The organism is Georgenia halophila (genome assembly GCF_039541595.1).
This window is the reverse complement of the sequence record NZ_BAABGN010000015.1, coordinates 43,665-67,280: the sequence shown is the minus strand read 5'-3', so window position 1 is coordinate 67,280 and position 23,616 is coordinate 43,665. Positions and strand designations below refer to the sequence as shown.

19 protein-coding genes and 1 tRNA gene are annotated in these 23,616 nt (G+C 70.0%); 6 read left to right on the top strand and 14 right to left on the bottom strand.

What is annotated here, in order from left to right:
- Positions 1 to 207 precede the first annotated feature (207 nt).
- The 3 genes from pth to ABD907_RS20495 all read right to left on the bottom strand — a co-directional run bounded on the left by pth (position 208) and on the right by ABD907_RS20495 (position 2,682).
- On the bottom strand, positions 208 to 801 hold the full coding sequence (gene pth, locus ABD907_RS20505; RefSeq protein ID WP_345219140.1) for an aminoacyl-tRNA hydrolase: 594 nt from the start codon (positions 799 to 801) through the stop codon (positions 208 to 210).
- 93 nt (positions 802 to 894) lie between these two features.
- Complete coding sequence (locus ABD907_RS20500) at positions 895 to 1,536, bottom strand: 50S ribosomal protein L25/general stress protein Ctc (protein WP_345219139.1); 642 nt, start codon at positions 1,534 to 1,536, stop codon at positions 895 to 897.
- Positions 1,537 to 1,785: 249 nt separating this feature from the next.
- Positions 1,786 to 2,682: a phytanoyl-CoA dioxygenase family protein gene (locus tag ABD907_RS20495; protein WP_345219138.1), complete on the bottom strand. Its 897-nt coding sequence runs from the start codon at positions 2,680 to 2,682 to the stop codon at positions 1,786 to 1,788.
- Between the two features lie 322 nt (positions 2,683 to 3,004).
- Here ABD907_RS20495 and ABD907_RS20490 point away from each other — a divergent pair, with 322 nt between their 5' ends.
- Together ABD907_RS20490 and ABD907_RS20485 are read left to right on the top strand one after the other, a co-directional pair.
- Positions 3,005 to 4,318, top strand: a complete 1,314-nt coding sequence (locus ABD907_RS20490) for a nucleotide sugar dehydrogenase (protein WP_345219137.1) — start codon at positions 3,005 to 3,007, stop codon at positions 4,316 to 4,318.
- A gap of 117 nt (positions 4,319 to 4,435) precedes the next feature.
- Positions 4,436 to 5,140 carry a dienelactone hydrolase family protein gene (locus tag ABD907_RS20485; protein ID WP_345219136.1) on the top strand — a complete coding sequence of 235 codons (705 nt, stop codon included), beginning with the start codon at positions 4,436 to 4,438 and terminating at the stop codon, positions 5,138 to 5,140.
- A 34-nt stretch (positions 5,141 to 5,174) separates the two neighbouring features.
- Here ABD907_RS20485 and ABD907_RS20480 read toward each other — a convergent pair whose 3' ends face one another.
- The 4 genes from ABD907_RS20480 to ABD907_RS20465 all read right to left on the bottom strand — a co-directional run bounded on the left by ABD907_RS20480 (position 5,175) and on the right by ABD907_RS20465 (position 8,659).
- The gene (locus tag ABD907_RS20480; RefSeq protein ID WP_345219135.1) at positions 5,175 to 6,155 is read right to left on the bottom strand and encodes a ribose-phosphate diphosphokinase; all 981 of its coding nucleotides are present in this window, start codon (positions 6,153 to 6,155) and stop codon (positions 5,175 to 5,177) included.
- On the bottom strand, positions 6,152 to 7,753 hold the full coding sequence (glmU, locus tag ABD907_RS20475) for a bifunctional UDP-N-acetylglucosamine diphosphorylase/glucosamine-1-phosphate N-acetyltransferase GlmU (protein ID WP_345219134.1): 1,602 nt from the start codon (positions 7,751 to 7,753) through the stop codon (positions 6,152 to 6,154). The genes ABD907_RS20480 and glmU overlap by 4 nt, the downstream gene beginning before the upstream one ends.
- Positions 7,754 to 7,855: 102 nt before the next feature.
- Positions 7,856 to 7,927: transfer RNA gene (locus tag ABD907_RS20470), tRNA-Gln, on the bottom strand.
- A gap of 78 nt (positions 7,928 to 8,005) precedes the next feature.
- The gene (locus ABD907_RS20465) at positions 8,006 to 8,659 is read right to left on the bottom strand and encodes a TetR/AcrR family transcriptional regulator C-terminal domain-containing protein (RefSeq protein ID WP_345219133.1); all 654 of its coding nucleotides are present in this window, start codon (positions 8,657 to 8,659) and stop codon (positions 8,006 to 8,008) included.
- A gap of 38 nt (positions 8,660 to 8,697) precedes the next feature.
- Here ABD907_RS20465 and ABD907_RS20460 point away from each other — a divergent pair, with 38 nt between their 5' ends.
- The 3 genes from ABD907_RS20460 to ABD907_RS20450 all read left to right on the top strand — a co-directional run bounded on the left by ABD907_RS20460 (position 8,698) and on the right by ABD907_RS20450 (position 10,525).
- Positions 8,698 to 8,991: a DUF1905 domain-containing protein gene (locus ABD907_RS20460; protein WP_345219132.1), complete on the top strand. Its 294-nt coding sequence runs from the start codon at positions 8,698 to 8,700 to the stop codon at positions 8,989 to 8,991.
- A gap of 59 nt (positions 8,992 to 9,050) precedes the next feature.
- Positions 9,051 to 9,659: a TetR/AcrR family transcriptional regulator gene (locus ABD907_RS20455; RefSeq protein ID WP_345219143.1), complete on the top strand. Its 609-nt coding sequence runs from the start codon at positions 9,051 to 9,053 to the stop codon at positions 9,657 to 9,659.
- Positions 9,660 to 9,991: 332 nt separating this feature from the next.
- Positions 9,992 to 10,525 carry a MarR family winged helix-turn-helix transcriptional regulator gene (locus tag ABD907_RS20450; RefSeq protein WP_345219131.1) on the top strand — a complete coding sequence of 178 codons (534 nt, stop codon included), beginning with the start codon at positions 9,992 to 9,994 and terminating at the stop codon, positions 10,523 to 10,525.
- A gap of 214 nt (positions 10,526 to 10,739) precedes the next feature.
- Here ABD907_RS20450 and ABD907_RS20445 read toward each other — a convergent pair whose 3' ends face one another.
- Positions 10,740 to 11,282 carry a large exoprotein gene (locus tag ABD907_RS20445; protein WP_345219129.1) on the bottom strand — a complete coding sequence of 181 codons (543 nt, stop codon included), beginning with the start codon at positions 11,280 to 11,282 and terminating at the stop codon, positions 10,740 to 10,742.
- Positions 11,283 to 11,551: 269 nt separating this feature from the next.
- Here ABD907_RS20445 and ABD907_RS20440 point away from each other — a divergent pair, with 269 nt between their 5' ends.
- Positions 11,552 to 12,040: a hypothetical protein gene (locus tag ABD907_RS20440; RefSeq protein ID WP_345219127.1), complete on the top strand. Its 489-nt coding sequence runs from the start codon at positions 11,552 to 11,554 to the stop codon at positions 12,038 to 12,040.
- A gap of 89 nt (positions 12,041 to 12,129) precedes the next feature.
- On the opposite strand, the gene ABD907_RS20435 is transcribed toward ABD907_RS20440, so the two are convergent.
- From ABD907_RS20435 to rsmA, 6 genes are all read right to left on the bottom strand, one after another.
- The gene (locus ABD907_RS20435) at positions 12,130 to 14,109 is read right to left on the bottom strand and encodes a leucine-rich repeat domain-containing protein (protein ID WP_345219125.1); all 1,980 of its coding nucleotides are present in this window, start codon (positions 14,107 to 14,109) and stop codon (positions 12,130 to 12,132) included.
- 206 nt (positions 14,110 to 14,315) lie between these two features.
- A complete protein-coding gene (locus tag ABD907_RS20430; protein WP_345219123.1) occupies positions 14,316 to 17,501 on the bottom strand; it encodes a BTAD domain-containing putative transcriptional regulator in 3,186 nt (1,061 codons plus the stop codon).
- A gap of 168 nt (positions 17,502 to 17,669) precedes the next feature.
- Positions 17,670 to 19,586: an ABC-F family ATP-binding cassette domain-containing protein gene (locus tag ABD907_RS20425; RefSeq protein WP_345219121.1), complete on the bottom strand. Its 1,917-nt coding sequence runs from the start codon at positions 19,584 to 19,586 to the stop codon at positions 17,670 to 17,672.
- 11 nt (positions 19,587 to 19,597) lie between these two features.
- Positions 19,598 to 21,136 (bottom strand): MDR family MFS transporter, encoded by a 1,539-nt coding sequence (locus ABD907_RS20420; protein ID WP_345219120.1) that lies wholly within the window; start codon positions 21,134 to 21,136, stop codon positions 19,598 to 19,600.
- 132 nt (positions 21,137 to 21,268) lie between these two features.
- Entirely contained in the window at positions 21,269 to 22,210 is a 942-nt protein-coding gene (locus ABD907_RS20415) for a 4-(cytidine 5'-diphospho)-2-C-methyl-D-erythritol kinase (protein ID WP_345219118.1), read from the bottom strand.
- The gene (gene rsmA, locus ABD907_RS20410; protein WP_345219117.1) at positions 22,207 to 23,256 is read right to left on the bottom strand and encodes a 16S rRNA (adenine(1518)-N(6)/adenine(1519)-N(6))-dimethyltransferase RsmA; all 1,050 of its coding nucleotides are present in this window, start codon (positions 23,254 to 23,256) and stop codon (positions 22,207 to 22,209) included. Before rsmA ends, ABD907_RS20415 begins: the two co-directional genes overlap by 4 nt.
- Positions 23,257 to 23,616 lie beyond the last annotated feature (360 nt).

The window sequence follows — 23,616 nt, the reverse complement described above, 5'->3', positions numbered from 1 at the left end:
AGACAGGCACGCCCGAGCCCGGCACGTGGACGGTGAGCGCCACCGATTCGACCACCGGACTCCAGGACGCCGGGAGCGTGGCGCTTCGCGCGTACCTGTCAGGCTCGGCCACCAACGCGCCCGTGACGGGCCTCTTCGACGATCTCCAGGTCGGAACCACCCAGTGACTGACGATGCCCGTCTGGACGAAAGTTCGGGCGGGCATCGTCAGTCCACGGTGTGCAACCGGAGCTGGGCCTTGTCGAGCCCGGCCGTCACGACATCCTGGACGGCGTCCGCGGCCTCCTCCAGAGTCACGCCAAGCTCGACGCGCTCGGCGGCGCTGAAGTCCCGCAGCACGAAGTCGGCTGCGTCCTGGCGTCCGGGAGGGCGGCCGACGCCGACGCGCAACCGCACGTAGTCCTTGGTACCTAGGGCCTGGCTGATCGAGCGCAGCCCGTTGTGGCCGCCCTCACCACCGCCGCGCTTGAGGCGAAGCTTCTCGGGCGGGAGGTCGATCTCGTCGTGGACGACGATCAGATGCTCCGGGTCGACGTCGTAGAACTGCACCAGGGCAGCCACCGGAGCCCCCGAGATGTTCATGAAGGACTCGGGCTTGGCGAGGACCGCACGCGGTCCCGGAGCGCCGCCGGGCAGGACGCCGAGGCGCCCGTCGAGCACCTGGGCGCGCGCCTTGTGCCGCGTGAACGAGCCGACCATCCGCGCCGCGAGCACGTCGAGGACCATCTGGCCGACGTTGTGCCGGTTGCCGGCATACCGCGGGCCGGGGTTACCCAGCCCCACGACGAGCCACGGGCTCATGGCGCTCCTTCTGCTGACAGCGTCGCCCATCCTCCCATCAAGCACGTCACGCCCAGGCAGTGTGCCTGGGCGTGACGTGTCTGCAGCGGAAGGTCAGGACTCCTGGGACTCGCCTTCCTCGGCGGCCTGCTCGGCCGGCTCCTCGGCGCCTGCCTCCTCCTCGGCCTCCTCGGCCTCGAGGTCCTCGGCGGTGGCGCGCGGGATGGAGATGACGACGACGGCGGACTCCGGGTCGGCGTCGATCTCGGCGCCCTCCGGCGGCGTGATGTCCTGGACGCGCAGGATGGCACCGTCCTCGAGCTCGTCGATGTGGACGATGACGTAGTCCGGGATGCTCGTCGCCGGCACGGTGAGCGTGAGGCTCTGGGACTCCAGCTGGTGGATGGTGCCGGGGGCCGACTCACCCTCCACGTGCACCGGGACGTCGACGCTGACCTTCTCGCCACGGCGGACGATGAGCAGATCGAGGTGCTCGATGTTGCGCTTGACCGGGTCACGCTGGATGTCCTTGACGAGGGCGGTCTGCTGCTTGCCCTCGATGTCGATCGAGATCAGCGCGTTGGCGTGGTCCTTCACCGCGAGGAAGGTCTCGTGGCTCGGCAGCGCGAGATGCTGCGGGGTCGCGCCGTGGCCGTACAGGACGGCCGGGATGAGGCCGGCGCGGCGGCAACGGCGGGCGGCGCCCTTGCCGAACTCGGTGCGCACTGTTGCGGTCAGCTTGGTCTGGTCAGCCACGGAAGTCTCCTCGGTGCGTGCGTCTGGGCGGTGAGCCTCGGCGTGGGGCGTCGTACGGACAGCGGACGGCACCGGGGCACCACCGCGTCGATCACGGAACCGGGAGCGCATCACGTGCGCCTACGGGTGCACCTGCGCCCGTCCGGCGTCCCTCGCCGAGGCAACCTGTACATGTTAGCGGCCCGCCACGACGGGGCGAAACCCAGCGAGGGTCAGCATCCTCACATAGCCTCGCCGGCATGCGGCCTGCTACAGGTTCAGTTGGCGCAGCAGCACCGGGGGCAGACAAGCTATCTGGCGAGGACCGAGGCCCGTCGCCGCGCGCCGGACCTGCGCGTCGGTCATCGGTCGTTGCGGCATGGTCCTGGCCGGGTGCCTGGTGCCCCACGAGTACGTCACGGAGAATCGGTCGCCTGCTCGCGGCGCCACCGCCCGGTGCGGCAACCGGCAGCGGTCTGCCACGACGGCGGTACCGCGGGGGCCGGTCCAGGTCCGCCACTCGGTCTCCGGGATCAGGCTGCGCATCGCGTCGTCGTCCGGGAAGCGGGCGACCCGGCCGAGCCGATCCACCGCCTCCGCCGAACGCGCGGCGGAGATGTAGACGAACGGCCCCACGTCCTCGTCCACGTCGTTCAGCAGCACGAGGATGCTCAGCGTGCGGCGCTCCTCGACGTCGCGGTGCCACCGCCGCACGTTTGCGGCAGCGTCGGCGACCTCACGACGCACATCGGCTCCCAGATAACGCGCCGGCATGCCGAGGTAGTTCTCGGCGACGTCGAGCATCCGCCGGCCGAGCCCGAACTGCCAGACCCGGGGATCCTCCAGGAGCTCGTCGGTGCTGGGCCGCACGGTGCCGGTGAGCACCGGACGCGCCCTGAGGAGGTTGACGAGCCGGTCGAGGCCCTCCCACAGCACATCGGTCCCCGGCAGGGCGAGCTCGTCGAGGGACGTGACTCGCAGCGGGTCCACGTCGAGCATGTCGACGAGCTCGCGGTCATCGGGGGACAGCTCGGGAAGACGGTCGGCATAGCGCCGCAGCAGCCGCTCGTACCGGGCGTCGGCCAACGTCTTGATCGGCCGGAATCGCGCGATCGGCTGCCCGTCGACCCGGTCTGCGAAGCGCCCGACGTTCTGGCTGATGCGCACGGTTGAACGGAACCTCCTCGAGCCCTCAGCAGGCCCGGGCGGCTGGAGAGGGTCCGCGCAGCGTATTGGCCGGGGTCCGGGCCGCCACGGCGTTCCGGCGAGAGATCACCCGGCCTTCGTCCGGCGGCCACCGCGGTCCAGAGGAGGCCGGGTGATCGGGGGTGAGCGCCTCACGCCTGGCCCACGGCCTCACCCTTCCCACCCCGGCGGCCACCGGACGATTCACCCGTTCTTCGGGTCTCGTCGCCCGTGTGGGCACCGCCGTGCCGCGGTGTGCTGGCTCGGACACCTCCGCGAACACGGCAGAAAGCAGGGACTGCAGGTGAGAGTCGCCATCGTCGGACTCGGCCACGTCGGGACCGTCGCCGCCGCATGCCTCGCCGAGAGCGGGCACACCGTCGTCGGAGTAGATATCAACACCGCCAAGATCGACCAGCTCAACGCTGGCGTGAGCCCAGTCGTCGAGGTGGACCTCGGCGATCTCGTCGGCTGCAACGTCGATCGTGGACGGTTGAGTGCCACCGAGGACCTCACCGCCGCGGTCAAGGGCTGCGACGTCGCCGCCGTCACGGTCGGCACTCCCTCGGGAAGCGACGGTGACGTGTACCTCGACGACGTCGTCAGGGTGGTCGGCCAGATCGGCTGGGCGCTGGGTGAGGCCGACGGCTGGCGGCTCGTGGTCATCACCTCGACCGTGCCACCGGGCACGGTCGAGGGTGATCTGGTCCCGCTGCTCGAGGAGCTCTCCGGCAAGCGGGCCGGCATCGACTTCGGTGTCGCCTTCTCGCCCGAGTTCCTCCGTCACGGCACGGCCGTCAGCGACTTTCTCTCGTCGCCCAAGACGATTGTCGGTACGGCCGACGGCCGCGCCGCTCAGGCGGCGACGGAGCTGTACAGCCCGTTCGCTACGGAGGTGATCCGCACATCGGTACCGGTGGCGGAGATGGTGAAGTTCTCGGACACCGCATGGCAGGCGCTCAAGGTGACATTCACGAACGAGATCGGGCGCGTGGCCGCCGCATACGGCGTCGACAGCCGCGCCGTCATGTCGATCCTCAGCGCGGAGACCGAGCTCAGCATGCCGGACAATGACCGGGATCCCGGTTTCGCGTTCGGGGGTTCCCGCATGCCGAAGGACCTCCGAATTCTCACTCATCGGGCGCGGAAGCAGGGAACGAGCGTCCCGGTCCTCGAGGCGATCCTTGAGAGCAACCGGGCGCATCTCGACCTCGCCCTGGACAAGATCGCCGCACTCGGTGCTCGGCGGGTGACGATCCTGGGACTCGCGTTCACCTCTGGCACCGACGACGTGCGCGAGTCCGCCGCCCTCGGGCTGGCCGCACGGCTGCTCAGCGAGGGCTACGAGGTCCGCATCCATGACGAGCACGTGGACCTCCAGCAGCTGGTCGGCGCGAACCGGAACCATCTGCTGACCGTGCTGCCGGAGATCGCGCAGCACCTCGACGACGACCTGCACCGTGCCACCGAGGACGCCGACGTCCTCGTCGTGACCCAGAGCAGTCCCACCTACGCGCGGGTGACCGCACAGTCACGTCCGGACCAGACGGTGCTGGACCTGTGCGGGGTCGCACGACCGGTCGACGAGGCGCCGAACTACGTGGGCCTGACGTGGTGACTGGTCGCGGCCTCGCGAGGACACCGGAGATCGTGGCCCGCTGACACTGCCCGTGCGAGGCTGTGTCGAACCGGTTCTGCACCAACGCGAGCCCGCAGGCAAAGGAGATCGTCATCGATGGCCAGCGACCGCACCGTGGTGACCGCGCCCACCCCGGACGGGCCGATGCCCGCCCACCTCTGGCTTCCCGGGTCCGGCACCGGGCCCGGCATCCTGCTGCTGCAGGAGATCTTCGGTGTCTCCGAGTACATCCGTTCGCGAGGCGCAGACCTGGCTGACCTGGGGTACGTGGTCCTCGCCCCGGAGATCTACTGGCGGCTCGAGAGCTCCACGGTCGACGAGTCCCGCGACGACGTCCTCGAGCAGGGGCTGGAGCTGATGGGACGGGTCGACTGGCCGACCGCCGTCGCCGACGCCGTCGCCGCGCTCGGTGCGCTGGAGGAGCGGCCGGAGGTCACCGGCGCCACCGCGGTGATGGGCTTCTGCTTCGGAGGCGGCCTCGCGTTCAACGTCGCGGCGGTGGCCGACGTCAAGGTGCTCGTGTCGTACTACGGCTCCGCCATCCCGTCGCTGCTGCCGCTGGCGGGACAGGTGGATGCGGCGAGCCTGCACATCTTCGGCACGGATGACGCCTACATCCCGCCGGAGACGGTCGAGGAGATCCGGCAGGCGGTCGACGGACCCGGCACGGAGTTCCACCTGCACGAGGGCGCGGGCCACGCGTTCGACAACCCGCACCCCGTCTTCCACCACGCCGCGGCATCGGCGGCCGCGTGGGAGCAGACCACCGACTTCCTCGCGCGTCGGCTGCCGGTGCGCTGAGTCGTCTTGGCCCTGCCGTCTCGATCCTGAGGCGCTACGCCACGCCGTCGAACAGCGACGTAACGGAGCCGTCGTCGAAGACCTGCCGGATGGCACGGGCCAGCAGCGGGGCGATCGGCAGCACGGTCAGCTGCGGGAAGTGCTTCTCCGCGGCGATCGGCAGGGTGTCGGTGACGACCACCTCGCGGGCGCCGCTCTCGGCCAGCCGTCGCGGCGCCGGGTCCGACAGGACGCCGTGGGTCGCGGCGACGATGACGTCCGAGGCGCCGGCGGCCAGGACCACCTTGACGGCCTCGGTGATCGTGCCGCCGGTGTCGATGAGGTCGTCCACCAGGACGGCGGTGCGTCCCTCGACGTCGCCGACCACCCGGTTCGCGATCGCCTGGTTGGGCTGGTTGATGTCGCGGGTCTTGTGCACGAAGGCCAGCGGCACGCCGCCGAGCTTCGCCGCCCACTGCTCCGCGACCCGGATGCGCCCGGCGTCGGGCGAGACGACGGCGGCACGCGAGGAGTCGATCCGGGAGCGCACGTAGTCGGTGAGGATCGGCATCGCCCACAGGTGGTCCACGGGCCCGTCGAAGAACCCCTGGGTCTGCGCGGCGTGCAGGTCCACGCTGAGGATCCGGTCGGCGCCGGCGGTCTTGAACAGGTCGGCCATCAGCCGGGCGGAGATCGGCTCACGGCCGCGGTGCTTCTTGTCCTGGCGCGCGTACGGGAAGAACGGGGCGACCACGGTGATCCGCTTGGCCGAGCCCCGCTTGAGCGCGTCGATCATCAGCAGCTGTTCCATCACCCACTGGTTGATCGGCGTGGTGTGGGACTGCACCACGAACACGTCGGTGCCACGCACGGACTCGGCGAAGCGGACGTAGATCTCGCCGTTGGCGAAGTCGTAGGCGGTCGTCGGCAGCAGATCGATGTCGAGCTCGCGCGCCACGTCGGCGGCCAGCTGCGGGTGCGCACGGCCGCTGACCAGCACGAGCCGCTTCTCGCCGTGGGTGATGATCCCCGTCATCGGTCGGTGTTCCCTCCGTCGGTGGTGCCCGGTTCCCGCTGGCCGCCGCGCTCGCTCGTCCCGCGCGCGGCCCGCGAGCGCTCGGCGCGCGCCTGGTCGGACAGGCCGGCGTCGTCCGCGGCCAGGGCCTCCTCCGCCGCCCGGGCGGACGCCGTACCGGGACGACGGCGCAGCACCCAGTCGCGGATGACGCGCTGCCCGGCCCCGGAGACCGAGAGGGCACCCGGCGGCACGTCCTCGCGCACCGTGGTGCCCGCACCGGTGTAGGCGCCGTCGCCGACGGTGACGGGGGCGACGAACATGTTGTCCGAACCCGTCCGCGCGTGGGCACCGACGGTGGTGCGGTGCTTGTGGACGCCGTCGTAGTTCACGAAGACCGAGGACGCACCGATGTTGGTGCCCTCGCCGATCTCGGCGTCGCCGACGTAGGTCAGGTGCGGGACCTTCGCGCCCGGGCCGATCTCGGCGCTCTTGGTCTCCACGAAGGTGCCGATCTTGCCGGCAGCACCCAGCCGGGTGCCGGGGCGCAGGAACGCGAACGGACCGACCGAGCTGCCGTCCGCCAGCACGGCGTCCGATCCCTGGGTGCGGGAGATGGTGACGCCGCGGCCGGCCGTGACATCTCTGAGGGTGGTGTCCGGCCCGACGACGGAGTCCTCGCCCACCCGGGTCGTGCCGTGCAGCTGGGTACCGGGCAGGATCGTGACGTCGCGGGCCAGCTCGACATCGACGTCGATCCACGTCGTCGCAGGGTCGACGACGGTGACACCGGCGCGCATCCACGCCTCGACGGTGCGGCGGTTGAGCTCGCCGCCCAGCGTGGCGAGCTGGACGCGGTCGTTGACGCCCTCGACCAGCCAGGAGTCCTCGACGGAAATGGCCCGCACCGCCAGCCCGGAGCGGTGTGCGACGGCGACCACGTCGGTGAGGTAGACCTCGCCCTGATCGTTGTCCTGGCCGACAGACCCGAGCGCGTCACGCAGCACGGCGGCGTCGAAGACGTAGGTAGAGGTGTTGATCTCCCGGATCGCGCGCTGCTCGTCCGTCGCGTCGCGCTCCTCGACGACCCCGACGACGGACCCTCCCTCGCGCAGGATCCTTCCGTAGCCGGTGGGGTCGTCGACCGTCGTGGTGAGGACGGTGACGGCGTTGCCGTCGGCCGAGTGCGCCTCGAGCAGCTGGATGAGGGTCTCGGCGTCCAGGAGGGGGGTGTCGGCGGCCATGACGACGACGGAGCCCGCCAGCACCCCGGCGGCTCGGCCGGGCCCACCTTCGCCGCTCACGACGGCGGCCGCCTGGGCCGCGCCGTCGAGAGCGCCGAGCGCGCACTGCACCGCGCGGCCGGTGCCGGGGACGGCGTCCTGGTCGGCGATCATGACGTCGGGGTCGAGGTCGGCGGCGTGGGCGGCAACGGTGTCGCGCTCGTGCCGCACGACGACGACGAGTCGTTCGGGGTCCACGCCGCGCCCCGCGGTCAGGGCGTGCCCGAGAAGGGTGCGACCACCGATGCCGTGCAGCACCTTGGGCGTACGCGACTTCATGCGGGTACCTTCGCCCGCCGCGAGGACGACGACGGCGGCAGGTCGGGTCAGGCTCACGCCAGCTCCTCGGGTGGATGGTGCCCGGAGCGAACGCCGGGCAACGTGCAACCGCAACTCTAGATCGTGCCGAGCAACTCTGGTGAGCCGTCTGCGGCACTGCTCCGCCCCCAGGATTCGAACCCGGACCGCAAGGCACCAAAGGCCTGCGTGCTGCCATTACACCAGGGCGGACCGCGCGCTCCGCGCTCGTCGGCGGCGCATCAGTGCTCGCCCAGTCTGCCAGCCGAGCGGTGGCCGTACCGAACCGCGCTAGGGTCCGTAGGCCGCGAGGAAGACCCGGACGCTATGCTCCACGTGACGCTGCCGCGCCGCCGTGCCCGGGATGGCGTCGTCACCCATGAGCATGGCTTCGTTCAACGGGGCTGCCATGACGAGCCAGTTGAACGTCTTCGCCGCCGTCCTCGGGTCGTCAGCGACAAGCAGGCCCCTGGCGTCGAGCTTCGCGAACGCCGCGGCGAGCGAATCGATGGCGCGCCGCGGACCGCTCTCGTACAGGGCCCGGGCGAGCTCCGGGAAGCGGCCGACCTCACCGATCACGAGGCGCCGCAGCTGAAGCAGCCGCGGGGACATCACGACGTCGAGCTGTCGCAGTCCGTACTGCTCCAGGTACCGACGCACGTCCCCGTCGGGCGCCGGGTCCGAGGAGGCGCGCAAGAGTCCCGACTTCGACCAGATGGTCGCCGCCGTCGTCACGCAGCGCGCGGACGCCGAGTCACTGCTGTGGACGGCGTCGGCCCCGCATGCCGAGGTGTTCGGGAAGATCCGCGTGCCGGTCCAGGCCATGACCGGCGTCTCGACGTTCCCCGGGATGGTCGCCGCGGCCGAGTCGGTCGTCGCCGCGATACCCGGCGCCGTGCACAGGCCGATGCCTGGGGCCGACCACACCTGGGAGCCGGGACCCATGGCCGTCGAGCTCGCCGAGTTCGTCCGGCGGCGTCCCAATGACCATCGACAACGTTTCCCGGCGGATCGACCGCACATTCACCGCGACGCTGCTCGCCGAGGCCGGCGGCGTGCCCTGGACCTGCGTCATCATGTCCGGCTCCGCGGAGGCGTTCGGGACCCGCCGGGCGGTGAAGGTGATTGGCGCGGTCGAAGGCCACCCGATCCAGAGCTCCTTCATGCCGACCGGCGACGGTCGGCACATGCTGCCGGTCAAAGCGGCCATCCTCCGAGCGATCGGCAAGAACGTCGGGGAGCAGGTGACCGTGGAGCTCACGCAGCGGCTGAGCTGAATCGGCAAGGCATGATGGGACGCGTGAACGCCCACGAGAAGCCCGCGCCGCGAGTGCGCATGACGGGCAGCCAGCGGCGCGAGCAGCTGGTGACGGTCTCTCGCGCGCTCTTCGCCAGCAAGGGGTTCGACGGCACGTCCGTGGAGGAGATCGCCTCCAGCGCGAAGGTCTCCAAGCCGGTCGTCTACGAGCACTTCGGCGGCAAGGAAGGCATCTACGCCGTCGTCGTGGACCGGGAGGTCCAGAAGCTGCTCGGGATGCTCACGGACCAGCTCGGCTCGGGCGGTCATCCCAAGCTCGTCGTGGAGCGGGCCGCGCTCACCCTCCTGGACTACATCGAGGAGAACACCGACGGCTTCCGGATCCTGGTGCGGGACTCCCCCGTCGCGCAGGCGACGGGGACCTTCTCCTCGCTCATCGGTGACGTCGCGAGCCAGGTGGAGCACCTGCTCGCCGAGCAGTTCCGGCTGCGCCGGCTCGATCCGGCCGCGGCACCGATGTACGCACAGATGCTGGTCGGGCTCATAGCCCTGACCGGCCAGTGGTGGCTGGAGGCACGCCAGCCGGACAAGACCGAGGTCGCCGCACACATCGTCAACCTCACCTGGAACGGCCTCTCCGGGCTGGAGAAGTCGCCGACGCTCACCACGCTCGAGCGGCGCCGCTGACGACTCCCCGGACAGCCCGTCGAACGCGAAGCCCGGGCAGGCCGCCGAACAAGCAGCCCGGGCCGGCCGCCGAACAAGCAGCCCGGGCCGGCCGCCGAACAAGCCCTAACTGCTCGTCCGAGATCGTCGACGGGCAACTACCGCTTGTTCGGCGGGTGAGGCGGCGCGGCGGGCCACGCCCAGCCCCACATCGGCGCGACTCCCGCAGGACACTCCTGCCAACATCCCGCCACTGCGGCGTTGGTGGGAGCGGCGAGGTTCCAGGCACGCGGACGCCGGGCGACGCCCGACCCGCCAAGACCATGTATCTCGACGTCGAGTAATCTTTGCGAATGATGGACGCCGCGGAGCCGACCGACGACGGGACGCTCAGCGCGCCCCGCGACGAGGTCGACCGGATCGTCGAGGCGTGGCAGCGCGAGCGCGCGGACATGGACCCGCTACCCCTGCACATCTTTTCGCGGGTCAGCCGCCTCGCTCGGCACTTGGACCTGACCCGCCGTCGGGCCTTCGTCGAGAACCGCGTGGAGGCCTGGGAGTTCGACGTCCTCTCCGCGCTGCGCCGCGCCGGTCGGCCCTACGAGCTGACGCCCGGACGGCTCATCGCCGAGACGCTGGTGTCCTCGGGAACGATGACGAACCGTATCGACCGCATGGTCGCCCATGGCCTCGTCGTGCGGTCCACGGACGCCACCGACCGTCGCGTGGTCAAGGTGCGGCTGACCGAGGAGGGCCGGGCACGCGTCGATGCGACGATGTCCCAGCTCCTCGAGTCCGAGCACGAGCTGCTGGCGGGACTGCCCGAGGAGGAGACGGCGCGACTGACCGCGTCCCTGCGCGCGCTCCTCATCCCGTTCGAGGACTGAGGCTGTTGAGTAGGTGGCTGCCCGCACGTCGTACGCGGACGCCTCCTCGGTCGGCCGACTCGGCGACGACCAGCCACTGCTCCTCGAGCGTGGGCGGGCACCCTGCGCCTTGCCGAGTAGGCAACGGCGCCTTGCCGGCGAAGACAGCGACGTTCGTCAATGCGGTCGATGACGTTCTCAGCGGTGTCCCTTCAGAGAATGCTTGACCGCTCCCCTACTGCGGGTATTCGGGCTGCGGCCAAGCGGCCTGATTCAGGTGACCAGGCTCGTCCCGCCTTTGGGCGGGGAGCCCTTGCCACACGGTGCGGTCGCCGAGGAACGCGTTCCCTGCCCACTGCGCCGGTGCCACGGCCACGTTCCAATGCGCCTTGTTGAAGGCCATCACCCCGAGCCACACGATCGGTATCAGCCACAGCACGACCCACACCGGTTGTGTCTGCAACTTGAGGCCGATTCGGTAGGCGGCCAGCCCAGACGCGACGAACAGCGCGAGAGAGAACAAGAAGCCGATGCCGATCCAGCTGAGCAGGACTGCCCCGCCGAAGCCGTAGAGCACGAGCCAGGGGCTCAGATCGCCAAGCTTAAAGAACACCATCATGTTGTAGACGGGCACCCATGCCCGCCAGGTGCCCTCGACACCGGCCTTCGCGAAGATCATCGACAGGAAGACCGATCCGACGACGTAGCCGAGTATGCCGATGAGGGCGGTGCCGGCAAAGATCGCCAGATTGGCCGCCAAAATACCTGGGTAGTCCATCGCTCTCCTTCATTCTGTGTTGCTCGAGCCGTCGTCCCGACAGGGGCGCTCACGGCTCTTCGCGGGCGTCGGTGCCTCATCGAAGCAGGTCACGCTCACAGGCCGCTCACACATTCCCTGCCGTCGTCGACTCCGCGCGTCAGGCCACGGCGTGAGCTCGGCGGTGTCGCCGTGTGAGCGGTCTGTGAGCGTGAGGTGGTGGGCTGAGCTCGCAATCGTGCACCGGCAGTGCAGCCGCGGCGACAACACATTCTTCCTAAGGAGCAGCAATGGGGAAACAAGGTTCTATTCGGTTCGCGACCGCGACGTTCGCGGCCGCCGCGTCGATGACGCTGGCGGGATGCTTTGCGAACCCGGCGGAAGATCTCGTGGACGAGGTATCCGAAGACGCTGCCAAGCAGGGGGCGGAGGAACTGGTCGAGGGCGTGACCGATGGGCAGGTGGACGTCGAATACGGTGAGATGCCCGAAAACTTTCCCGATGAAGTCCCACTTGTCTCGACTGACGTGATGCAGAGCACCACGGTCAACGATGAGCAGGGGAGCGGCATCATGGTCATCGTCGCGGACGCCGGCAAGCCGTCGGAGGTAGCGCAGAAGATCAAGGCCGATTTCTCCGGCTGGGAAGAAGTGGTCTGGACCGACATGGGAGAGTTGATCTCCGCCCAGTACAGGATGGACGAGATGGTCGTCACTGTCGGCGTCACTGCGGGCTCCGAGGGCGGCTCAGCCGTGTCATACGGGGTGTACGGCGGCTGACCGCGGTTGTCTCGCGCTGTCGTTCAATCCCGGATGTGATGAGGCCCGGATCGGGTAGATCCGGGCCTCATCGTCGTACGTGCGCTGTATTACGCTCGGCGGCGCCGAGCGAGACCAAGCAGCAGCCCGCCGGCGAGCAGCAGCACCGCTGCAGCCACGCCTGCTGCCGTCATCGTCGACGAGTCCACGCCGGTCGCCGGGAGGCCCGAGGAGTTGAAGGTCCGGCCGCTGCCGTCGTCATCGACACCGAGACCGTCGTCACCACCACCGACACCGCCACCGTCACCGGCGTCACCACCACCGACACCGTCACCGTCGTCACCACCAGCGTCACCGTTGCCGGGGTCATCGCCAGCGTCACCGTTGCCGGGGTCGTCGGCCTCGACCGCGGTGAACGACAGCGTGCCGCTGAAGAGTGCACCGTCCGACCAGGCCACGCTGTCCGCACCCAGAGTGGTCGGGGTCAACGTGTTCGTGCCCGCGTCGTACTGCTCATCGAGCTCCACCGGGTTCCCATCGATGTCGACCACGGGGTTGCCTTCCGCGGCATCGACGACGAGCTCCCCCAGGTCGACGGACTGGTCCGCGGCCCGGATGGTGGCTGAGCTCAAGCTGTTCAGCACGCTCAGATCCGTGATGCTGTTCCGCTCGAGCTGCAGCTCCCACATCGAAGTCAGGCCTGCGAGGTCGCTCACGTCGGAGATGTCGTTGTCGTCGAGTGTCAACCACTCGAGGGAGGTCAGGTTCGCCAGCGGGCTCAGGTCGGAGATGTCGTTGTCGTCGAGATACAACCACTGCAGGGAGGTGATGCTTCCCAGGTCGCTCACGTCGCTGATGCCGTTGCTCAGGAGCCGCAGCGACAGCAGCGAGGTCAGGTTCACCAGCGGGCTGACATCGGTGATGCCCGTGGCGCTGAGCGCCAGGAACTGCAGGGCGTCGAGGTTCGCCAGGTCGCTCACGTCGGTGATGTCGTTGTTGCTCAGAAACAGCATCTTCAGGGAGGTCAGGTTCACCAGTGGACTGACATCGGTGATGCTGTTGTCGCTGAGGTACAGCTTCTGCAAACCGGTCAGATGCTCGGCGCCGGTGAGGTCACTTACGCCGTCATCGGTGCAGTTCAGCATCGTGATGCTCGCGGCCTGTGCCTCGGTGATCGGATCGTCGGGGCCTTGACCGAGCTCACCGTTCACGCAGCCGCGCAAGGCGTCGTCCGGGATGGTGATCAGGACAGGCTGCTCCGATGCGTTGAACGACAACGTGCCACTGAAGACGGCACTGTCCGACCAGCCCACGCTGCCCGCACCCACAGTGGTCGGGGTCAACGTGTTCGTAGCTGTGTCGTAGAGAGCATCGAGCTCCACCGGGTCTCCGTCGAGACCGACCACGGGGTTGTCCTCGGCCACGCCGACGATCAGATCGCCCAGGTCAACGCTCTGACCCGTGGCGTCGATGTCCGCAGTGAGGCCCGACAGGTCGCTCACATCGCTGATCCGGTTCTGCCCGAGGTCCAACCTCCTCAGCGACGTCAGGTCCGACAACGGGGCCACATCGGTGACCTGGTTCTCGCTGAGGTTCAGCTGCTCCAAGGAGGCGAGGCCGGACAGGGGACTCAGGTCGGAGATGTCGTTGCCCTGGACGATCAACCGCCGGAGCGAGGACAGGCTCCCCAGCGAGCTCACATCGGTGATGCCGTTGCGGATCAGGTTCAGCACCTCGAGGGACGGGATGCTTCCCAGCGGGCTCAGATCGGTGACACCAGAGTCCCCGAGATACAACCGGCGAAGCGATGGCAGGCCGCTCAGCGGACTCACATCGTCGAGGTTGTCGTTGTTCAGCAGGTTCAGGTCTTGCAGATTCGCCAGATGCTCCATGCCGGCAAGGTCTTCGACACCCTTGCCGATGCATCTCACCGACGTGATGCCGGCGGCCTCAGCCTCGGTGACGGCCGCGTCGGCGTCCCGATCTGGGTCGATCGCCGCGTTGACGCACGCCAACAGCGCAGGATCGGGCATGCCGATCGGGTCGTCGGGTGCGCCGTACGCCGCCGGCGCGACTCCCAGCAGCGTCATGGCGGCCGCTGCCCCTAGCCCGATCGTCGTCGTGAATCTGCGCGCAGCTCGCTCAACTCGCCTCGCCGGTCCCGATCTTCTCAACGAAGAACTCCTGTCGTGTGCACTACGGATGGTCGCGCCAACCGTCACACGCAGCGCTCACAGAGCGCTCACACCGGCTCGTTCGCACTCGCCCGGGCATCCACTTCCTGACTCCGCTGGTGTCAGAAGGTCGCTGGAGACCACAGGGCCATCGTCGGCGCCTCCTTGCGTAGTTCCTCGGCCGAGGCTCGTTCGTGCCGTGCGTCGAGCTCGGCGGCGCTGCCGCTGTCCGACAGCCGCAAGAGGGTGAGCGAGGTATCGACGGCCGTCGTCGCCATCCCGAGCTCTCGGGTGTCGCGTGCGATGGCGCCGAGCTCCATGCTGTCGCCCGCGACGGTCGCTGTCGCGTGGCGAGCGAAGAGGTCCAGCAGACCGCCTCCCGCGACCAGTCTCGCCTCCTCCAGCACCGCAACCGCATCGGTGAGTTCGCGACCGATTCGGACGGCGCAGTGGGCCAGCATCCCGGCGAAATAGCTGTGCTGCGCCGCGAGAAGCCAACGAGCGGTGTCGACCAGCCGCCGGGAGGCGCAGTCACCACGACCCTCGGTGTTCTCCTGCCAAGCCTCGGCCCAGGCGCGCAGCATGACGACCTTGGGATCAGTTCCGGCCGCGTGCGGGATGTCGTCGAACTCCTGCTGCGCCGACGTCTTACGACCGGTTGCCTGCGCGGCAGCGCCGGTGAGTGCCCTGGCTGCGGGCAGCAGCCCGTTGGTGTCGCGCCACTCGAGGTGCGCCGACGCCGACCGTCCGAGCTCGTATGCTCGCTCCACGTCGCCCGATAGCAGCTCGCTGAAGCCGAGCGCGTACTCCCACACCCCGAGCGACTCGGGCGCGCTGACTTCCGCATCGGTGATCATCTGCTGCAGTCGGCGCCGCGTCGCCATGACGTTCCCGGTGTTGGACAACGCCATGATTTCCGTGAGCGCGATGAGCGACGCGCCGCCAGGCACCAGTTCGATGACCTCGGGGGGCACTCGGCGCAACCGCGCGAGGGCGACCTCGGCTTCGTCGAGCGGGCCGGTGATCACCCCGGACACACCGACGGTGATCAGCCCGAGAGCCGCCACGGCATCGGGCACCTCCACCGGGGCCTCGATCGCTTCGCTGCCCTGCCCCGCGCTGGCGGCCCAGCGCGTGGCATCGCGCCGGAGGTGATCGGCCTCGCCCGAATTTTCGGCGCAGCTCTCCACCGTGCGCAGCGCTTCCTGGACGATGGCCAGGGCACCGGCGGCATCGTGGTGACGCAACCCGAGGTGCCGGGCATGGGCGAGTGCCACTGCCGTCTGCTCGGCTGCCGTCCTGGCATTGCGGCGAGCTGTCTTGAAGTGAGCGACGGCCTCCTCGCTCTTCCCCAGCGAGGAGGCGGCAAGGCCCGCGACTCGGTGAGCGTGGGCATTTCCTGGATCACACGCCGTGACGGCCTGGGCGGCGCGAAGCGCGAGCCGCTCGTCAAAGGCACCGAACGCGTGCTCCGCCACTGCGAGCATGGCGTCGATGTCGACCGGCTCCCCAAGATCGAGGGCCAAGATGTGGGCGCGGCGACGTGCCGCGGGCCGGTCGGCCGTCGTATGACTGAGCAGGACCTGCAGCACCTCGTGCGAGAGGTCGCGCCACAGGGCGGTGGAGCAGCGGGTGCGAAGGACCTGCCCGTCCAGCGGGTGCGACAGCCGAAGCCAGCCGTGCGCGGAGTAGTCCACGACGCCCGCGCGGGCCAGCGCCCGGCGTTCGGCGTCTTCGAGTGCAGCAGGGGGGTATTCGCCCGCAATGGCGACCTTCGCTGCCGCTTCCAGTCCGGCGTCGTCCAGGCCGCTGAAACGCTCGCCGACCAGCCGTGCGAGTCGTGATGTCGAGGCCGGAGCGCCGCGCAGCTCCCAGCCGTGTCGGGTGCGGACGAGGTGCCCCGCGTCCAGCGAGGCAGTGAGGATCTCGCGCAGGTGCAAGGGAATGTTCCCTGCCGCACCGAACACGCGCGGACGGCTGTCGGGTGTGAGAGTACCGCCCAGCAGGTGCGTGACGAATTCGTCGCAGCCGGCATCTGACAAGGGGTCGACTGCGATCTCGGTGAGCTCACCACTGTCGTAGAGCGCGTGAATCTCGTCCGGCGCATCGTTGAGGTCGCGTGCGGCCAGGATGATGGGCAGTCGGGAGTTGCGGACGAGCTGGCCGACGACGAAGAGGGAAGCCTCGTCCAGCTGATCCACGTTGTCTACGAGCAGCACCGTCGTCGACTGATGGCGGGTGAAATGCTCGATGAGAGCGGCGGGCGAGGTCCACCTCTCAGGCAGTGTGCCGGCGAAGACGCCGAGCGGGACCGCCTGGCTGAGGGGGCTGGCTGTCACGAGCGGCGCCGAGCACTGCCGCGACTCGAATCGGGTGCCGATCGCGCGGAGCAGATGAGTCTTTCCGATGCCCGCAGGTCCGGTGAGGAGCAGGCTTCGTCGATCACGGAGCAGCGCGGCCAAGTTGTCGGGCTGAGCCGAGGTCACAACGCGCTCGGACAGGTCTCTCGCGTGGGTATCCGCCTCGTCCGGCGCGCCGAACACCGAAGCTGCCACCGGAACGCGAAGGAGCGACTCAGGCGATTGCTCGCGAAGGATCCCCATGTGCAACCGGCCGAGCTCACTGCTCGGTTCGACACCGAGATGGTAGGCGAATGTCGATCGAGCCCGCGAGAAGGTGTCGAGAGCCTCTTGCATACGACCGTCGCAATACAACGCGGTCATCAGCTGACCCCAGTGCCGCTCGGTGAACGGATGCTCTTCCACCAGGGCATGGAGCTCGGGAATGACCGCGGAGCTCCGACCGAGGGCGAGGTCCAGGTCGATCCGGTCTGCCAGCGCCGCCGCACGGAGCTTTTCCAGCCGCACCGACTCCACCCGCAGCGCGGTGACGTCGAGGAGACCAGCGAAAGGTTGTCCACGCCAGAGGTCAAGTGCCGTGTGAAAGGACTCGGCCGCCTGCGAGAGGTCTCCATCGCCGAGCGACACGCCACCGTGCTGACAGCATCGCTCAAAACGTTCGGCATCGGTCCGGACCTGTGCCGGATCGAGCCGATATCCGCCGTCGAGCCACTCGATCTTGACCGGTACCGCCGACCTCAGCCTCGAGACTCGCGCTTGCAGCGCATGGGCCGGGTCACGCGGTGCGAACCCGTCCCACAGGTCGGTGACCAACCGTTCCGTGGACAAGGAACGACCACGAGCGAGGACAAGTCGCGCCAGAAGTGCCCGCTGCTTCGGTCCACCCAGGGAGTAGTCGCAGCCGCTCGTGCCGGCTCGCACCGAGCCCAGCACGAAGACGTCCAGCACCCCAATGTCCTTTCACCGAGCTCGTCACGTCACAGTAGCAACGTCGGGTCGTGGACAGGCGGGTTCTCACGCCGGCGACACTCGTCCTCGGCTGACACCGGAAGGGCGGGGCGCGGCTGCCCCACCGAGACGGCGCAGCTGACCGCTTCCCTCGATCGGGAGCACGCCTCAGTCCGCCTCCTCGGCGGCGACGAGCCACTGCTCCTCGAGCGCCGCGTGGGCGTCCTCGGCCTCGCGGGACTCGCGGCTCAACCGCGTCATCGCGTCCACGTCCCCGGCCTCGGACGCCTCGGCGAGCCGCTGGTGAACCTCTTCCACCCGGGTGGCGGCGGTCCGAAGCTGACGCTCCACCCGAGCCATCTGCTTCTTCGCGGCGCGCTGGTCCGACGAGCTCGTCGTCGCCTTCGCCGAGCCGGTCACCGCGTCGGCAGGCTCCGCCCGCCCGTTGCCGGCGGCCGGCTTCGTGGCGCCGCCGCTGACCCGGACCCCGGGAGCACCCGACCCGCCGCCGAGCCCGCCGACGCCTTCACGCCGCAGCCGCAGGTACTGCTCGACGCCGCCCGGTAGGTCACGCAGTCGGCCGTCGCCCATGAGAGCCATCTGGTGGTCGGTGACGCGCTCGAGGAGGTAACGGTCGTGGGAGACGACGACAAGAGTGCCGGGCCACGAGTCGAGGAGGTCCTCGACGGCGGCGAGGGTGTCGGTGTCCAGGTCGTTCGTCGGCTCGTCGAGGAGCAGGACGTTGGGCTCGTCCACCAGCAGCCGCAGCAGCTGCAGCCGCCGTCGTTCACCGCCGGAGACGTCGCGCACCGGTGTCCAGGCCCGCTCGCGGGTGAACCCGAGCCGCTCGACCAGCTGGGACGCGGTCAGCTCCTTGCCGGCGGCCTCGACGCGTCCGCGCACCTGCTCGACGGCCTCGACCACCCGCAGGTGTGCGACCTCGTCGAGCTCGCGGGTCTCCTGGGACAGGGTCCGCACGCGGACGGTCTTGCCCCGACGCACCCGACCGGACGTCGGGTCCTGGGCGCCGGCGATCAGCCGCAGCAGCGTGGACTTGCCGGCGCCGTTGACACCCACGAGACCGACGCGCTCACCGGGGGCGAGACGCCAGGTGACGTCCTCGAGCACCGTGCTGGCACCGCCCTGGCCGTCCGTCATGGGATATGTGACGGTGACGTCCTCGAGGTCGACCACGTCCTTCCCCAGCCGGGTCGTGGCGAGGCGAGTGAGCTCCAGGGGGTCCCGCGGCGGCGGCTCGTCGGCGATCAGTTCCGCTGCGGCGTCGAGCCGGAACTTCGGCTTGGTGGTGCGGGCGGGTGCGCCACGCTGCAGCCACGCCAGCTCCTTGCGCATGAGGTTCGAGCGCTTCTCCGCGGCGACGGCGGCGGTGCGCTCCCGCTCGGCACGCGCCAGGACGTAGGCCGCGTATCCGCCGTCGTAGGCCTCCACGTGGCTGGCGACCGGCGCCCGCCCGCCCGGGCCGTCGTGGCCGGGCACGACCTCCCAGACGTGGTTGCAGATGGCGTCGAGGAACCAGCGGTCGTGCGTGACGACCACCAGCGCGCCCTTGCCACGGCCGAACCGGCCCTGCACGTACCGGGCAAGCCAGTCGACGCCCTCGACGTCGAGGTGGTTGGTGGGCTCGTCGAGGACGAGCACCTCGGTGTCTTGGGTGAGGGCACGCGCCAGCGCCACCCGGCGGCGTTGGCCACCGGACAACGCCCCGACGTCGGAGCCGAGGGCGACGTCGGCGAGGAGACCGCCGTGGACCTCGCGCACCTCGGGCTGCGAGGCCCACACGTGGTCCTCGACGCCCGGGTGGATGACCTCGCGGACCGTGGTGCCGACCGGCAGTTCGTCGCTCTGGTCGAGGACCACGACCCGCGTCCCGCCGGCACGGGTGACGCGCCCCTGGTCGGGGGGCAGGGTCCCGGCCAGCAGTGCCAGCAGGGTGGACTTGCCGGCGCCGTTGCGCCCGAGGACGCCGACGCGCGTGCCGTCCTCGAGGCCGAGGGTGAGATCAGCCAGGATCGGGCGCGCGCCGCGGACGACGCCGACCGACTCCAGTCCGAGCAGGTGAGCCATGTGCGCCCCGCTCAGCTTGCCTGGCCGTGTCCCGGCCCGAATGTCGGCGCGGGCTGACGGAGCCGCACGGCGAGCAGAGAGCACAGCACGAGCAGGGCCGCGCCGAGGAGGAACGTCATGCTCGTGCCGCCGGCGAGGGCGGTCGCCGGGTCGGCGCCGTCCTCGGCGAGGGAGGCCGAGCGGATCGTCATCACCGCGACTGCCGCGGCGGTCCCGGACGCGGCCGCGAGCTGCTGGATCGTGGTCACCATGGCGGATCCGTGCGAGTACAGCGGTGGCTCGAGCGCCCCGAGGGCCGTGGTCATCAGGGGCGTGAACATGAGCGCGAGACCGACGCTGAGGATCATGTGCCCGCCGAGCGCCAGGCCCCACGACATACCCGGTCCGACGAACGACAGCATCACGAACGCCACGGCCGCGATGCCCATACCGGGCAGCGCGAGCGGCCGTGGCCCGACGCGGTCGTACAGCCTTCCGACGACCGGTCCGAGCAGGCCCATGATGAGACCGCCGGGCAGCACCACCAGACCGGAGGCCAGCGGAGACATGCCGACCGAGTCCTGGAGCAGCAGCGGCAGCAGGATGATGACGCCGAACAAGGAGATCATGCATGTCACCAGGACGGCGAGCGCGATCCTGAACTGCCTGGCGGCGAAGACCCGCATGTCCATCAGGACGCGGCTACCGCCCTGGAGGTGGCGCTGGCGCAGGACGAACGCAGCCAGGAAGACAACACCGACCAGCAGCGGGATCCACGGCGGCATCAAGGGCTCGTGTCCCGCCGACTCGCCGAGGCTCGAGAGGCCGTAGACGAGGCCCCCGAAGCCGAACGCGGCGAGCACGGGGGAGATCGGGTCGAGGTGGACCCGCGCGCCCGCGGAGACGTCGCGGACGAGGATCGTGCCGACGATCAGGGCCACGAGCGCGATCGGCAGCACCGCGGTGAAGACGCCGCGCCAGCCGAGCTGCTCGATGAGCGCGCCGGAGAAGGTGGGGCCGAGCGCGGGGGCGGCCGAGATGACGAGGCCGACGTTGCCCATGACGCGACCGCGCCTGCTGGCCGGGACGATCGTCATGACCGTCGTCATGAGCAGCGGCATCATGATGGCCGTGCCGGTGGCCTGCACCACGCGGCCGGCGAGCAGGAACGCGAAGCCCGGCGACAGCGAGGCCAGCAGCGTCCCGGTACTGAACAACGACATCGCGATGATGAACGTGGTGCGGGTCCCGAGCCGCTGGAGCACGAAGCCCGTGGTCGGGATGACGACCGCCATCGTGAGCATGAACGCCGTCGTGAGCCACTGGCCGGTGCTGGCCGTGATGTCCAGGTCGTCCATGATCGGGTTCAGGGCGACCGCCATCGTCGTCTCGTTGAGGATGACGACGAACGCGGACGCGAGCAGCAGCCCGATGACGACGACGTGCTCGCGGGGCAGCTTGTCCGACGTCGCGGCGTCCGTGCCGCCGGGAGCGCCGGGAGCGGCAGCGCCGGGCGCGACCGCACCCCGAGCCTTCGTCGGGGAACGGTCGTGTCGCGTGGTCGTATCCATCAATCTCCTGGTGCGCGCGGCGGGCTGTGAGCCGCGGCGACACTGCACACGACGTCTCGGGAACGTCTACCTATCGTGAGTCATTCCCACCGGAGCGCGCGAACTGATTTTCGGCGTGCCGGTGAGCGAGCTTCAGTGCCGTCCGACCTGCTCGATCACCCGCGCCCCGGCCACCGGCCCGGTCACCACCTGGACCTCGGAGGCCACCTCGGCGCCGCGCATCACGTCGGCGACGCTCGCGGCGTGCGGTGCGTCCAAGGCCAGGGCGGCGACCGTCGGCCCGGAGCCGGAGACGACGGCGGCCAGCGCGCCGGCTCGCTCGGCCGCGGCGAGCACGTCACCGAGCTCCGGGCGAAGGGCGAGCGCCGCCTCCTCGAGGTCGTTGTGCAGGGTGCGCGCGAGGATGAGGGGGTCGGCGCTGAGCAATGCGGAGACGACCTCGCCGCCGGCCTTGATGGTGGCTCCGCCGTCGTCCTCGGCGTTCTCGGACGAGGACCGAGTCAAGTCCTTGCGAGCGTCGAGCTCGGCGAACACGTCGGGCGTCGCGAGCCCCTCCTTCTGGAGCGCCAGGACCCAGTGGTACTGGCCGCGACTCATCACCGGGCTGATGAGGTCGCCGCGACCGGTGCCCATGGCGGACATCCCGGTGAGCGCGAAGGGGACGTCGGCGCCGAGCTCGGCGGCGAGCTCGGCGAGCTCCTCGCGGCCCAGCCCGGTACCCCACAGCTGGTCGCACGCGATGAGGGTCGCGGCCGCGTCGGCGGAGCCGCCCGCCATGCCACCGGCGACGGGCACCTGCTTCGTGATGGTCAGGTGCACGCCCGACTCGCTTCCGGCGGTCTCCCGGAGCAGCTCGGCGGCCCGAACTGCGAGGTTGCTGCCGTCGGTGGGAAGGTCGGAGCCGCGGCCGTGGATCTCGACCGAGACCTCGTCGGCCGGGCGCGCGACGACGTCCTCGAAGAGCGAGACGGCTTGGAACACCGTCTCCAGCGGGTGGTAGCCGTCCTCGGTGGGCGGCCAGGCGCGCAGGGTGAGGTTGATCTTCCCCGGCGCACGAACATGGACATGTCTCACGGGCCCAGCGTGCCAGAGGTCCGACCCGCACCGCCCTCGGTGGCCGGGTTTGCTGCACCGGTGGACGGGTCTTCTGCACCGGTGGGCGAGCCCGCGGCGGCGGTGGGCGAGCCCTCGGCGCCGGTGGGCGAGTGCTCGGCGCCGGTGGGCGAGTGCTCGGCGATGCGCGCGAAGTCGGCGACACGGAGCCGCTCGCCGCGCAGGGTGGGGTCGATACCCGCGGCGCGCAGCGCCTCCTCGGCGCGAGCGGCCGTGCCGGCCCAGCCCGCGAGCGCCGCCCGCAGCATCTTGCGCCGCTGGGCGAACGCGGCGTCGACGACGGCGAAGACCTCCCGGCGGGTCGCGCTGGTCTGCGGCGGCTCGTGGCGCTTCAGCCGTACAAGGGCGGAGTCGACGTTGGGCGCCGGCCAGAACACCGTCCGGCCGATGGTTCCCGCGCGCACCGCCTCCGTGTACCAGGCCGCCTTGACCGACGGGATGCCGTAGGAGCGTGAGCCCGGGGGCGCGGCGATCCGGTCGGCGACCTCGGCCTGGACCATGACGAGGAGGTTGTGCAGGCTCGGGAGGTTCTCGAGGAGCGTGAGCAGCACGGGGACGGCGACGTTGTACGGCAGGTTCGCGACGAGCTTGCTGGGCTCGACTGGCCTCCTCGGGTCGACTGGGCCCGCGAGGCCCGCCGGGGCCGGGAGATCTTCGGGACCGGCGACGGTCATCGCGTCGGCCTGCAGCACGGAGAGGCGATCGGCCGCGTCGGGCATGCGGGCCTCGACCGTCCCCCGGAGAGCGGAGGCCAGCACCGGGTCGATCTCGACGGCGACCACGCTCGCCCCCGTCTCGAGCAGCGCGAGGGTGAGCGAGCCGAGGCCTGGACCGACCTCGAGGACGACGTCGTCGGCGGTCACGCCGGCCGTGCGGACGATGCGACGGACAGTTCCGGCGTCGTGCACGAAGTTCTGGCCGAGAGTCTTGGTGGGCCGGACGCCGAGGGCTTCCGCGATCCGGCGCACGTCACCGACGCCGAGCAGGCCCTGGTCGCTGTCAGTCACCTTCCAGAGCGTAACGACGACGGAGCGGTCGGCTGACCAGGTGCCCCGGGACAAGCTCGCTGCCGGCCAGTAGCGGGTTGGGCGAGCGGCCGCGGACTCGGCGAGACAAACGAAGGACAGTCCTTCGAAAAGCCAGCCGTAGACGCCGACGCCCGGATCGGACCAGACCGTCCCGCCGCTCCCCCGGACTTGCGGCTGGACATCCGAAGGACAGTCCTTCGGAAGATGCCCCGTTCCGGCGTCGACCGTCGCCGCGGGTAAACGTCACGGTCCGGTCGAGCGACATGGCGTGATGTCGCTCGACCGGACCATGGTGCCGCTGTTGGTGCTCGGCCGACCGTCGCTTTCCCGGCACGGCTC

Bases quoted from the DNA above. Each gene is read 5' to 3' on its own strand.
- ABD907_RS20440 (WP_345219127.1), top strand. From the start codon at position 11,552: ATGGGGAAACAAGGTTCTATTCGGTTCGCGACCGCGACGTTCGCGGCC.
- ABD907_RS20445 (WP_345219129.1), bottom strand. From the start codon at position 11,282: ATGGACTACCCAGGTATTTTGGCGGCCAATCTGGCGATCTTTGCCGGC.
- ABD907_RS20435 (WP_345219125.1), bottom strand. From the start codon at position 14,109: ATGACGCTGCTGGGAGTCGCGCCGGCGGCGTACGGCGCACCCGACGAC.
- ABD907_RS20465 (WP_345219133.1), bottom strand. From the start codon at position 8,659: ATGGGTCCCGGCTCCCAGGTGTGGTCGGCCCCAGGCATCGGCCTGTGC.
- ABD907_RS20455 (WP_345219143.1), top strand. From the start codon at position 9,051: ATGACGGGCAGCCAGCGGCGCGAGCAGCTGGTGACGGTCTCTCGCGCG.
- ABD907_RS20460 (WP_345219132.1), top strand. From the start codon at position 8,698: ATGACCATCGACAACGTTTCCCGGCGGATCGACCGCACATTCACCGCG.
- ABD907_RS20480 (WP_345219135.1), bottom strand. From the start codon at position 6,155: ATGACGGGGATCATCACCCACGGCGAGAAGCGGCTCGTGCTGGTCAGC.
- ABD907_RS20420 (WP_345219120.1), bottom strand. From the start codon at position 21,136: ATGGATACGACCACGCGACACGACCGTTCCCCGACGAAGGCTCGGGGT.
- pth (WP_345219140.1), bottom strand. From the start codon at position 801: ATGAGCCCGTGGCTCGTCGTGGGGCTGGGTAACCCCGGCCCGCGGTAT.
- ABD907_RS20485 (WP_345219136.1), top strand. From the start codon at position 4,436: ATGGCCAGCGACCGCACCGTGGTGACCGCGCCCACCCCGGACGGGCCG.
- ABD907_RS20425 (WP_345219121.1), bottom strand. From the start codon at position 19,586: ATGGCTCACCTGCTCGGACTGGAGTCGGTCGGCGTCGTCCGCGGCGCG.
- ABD907_RS20450 (WP_345219131.1), top strand. From the start codon at position 9,992: ATGATGGACGCCGCGGAGCCGACCGACGACGGGACGCTCAGCGCGCCC.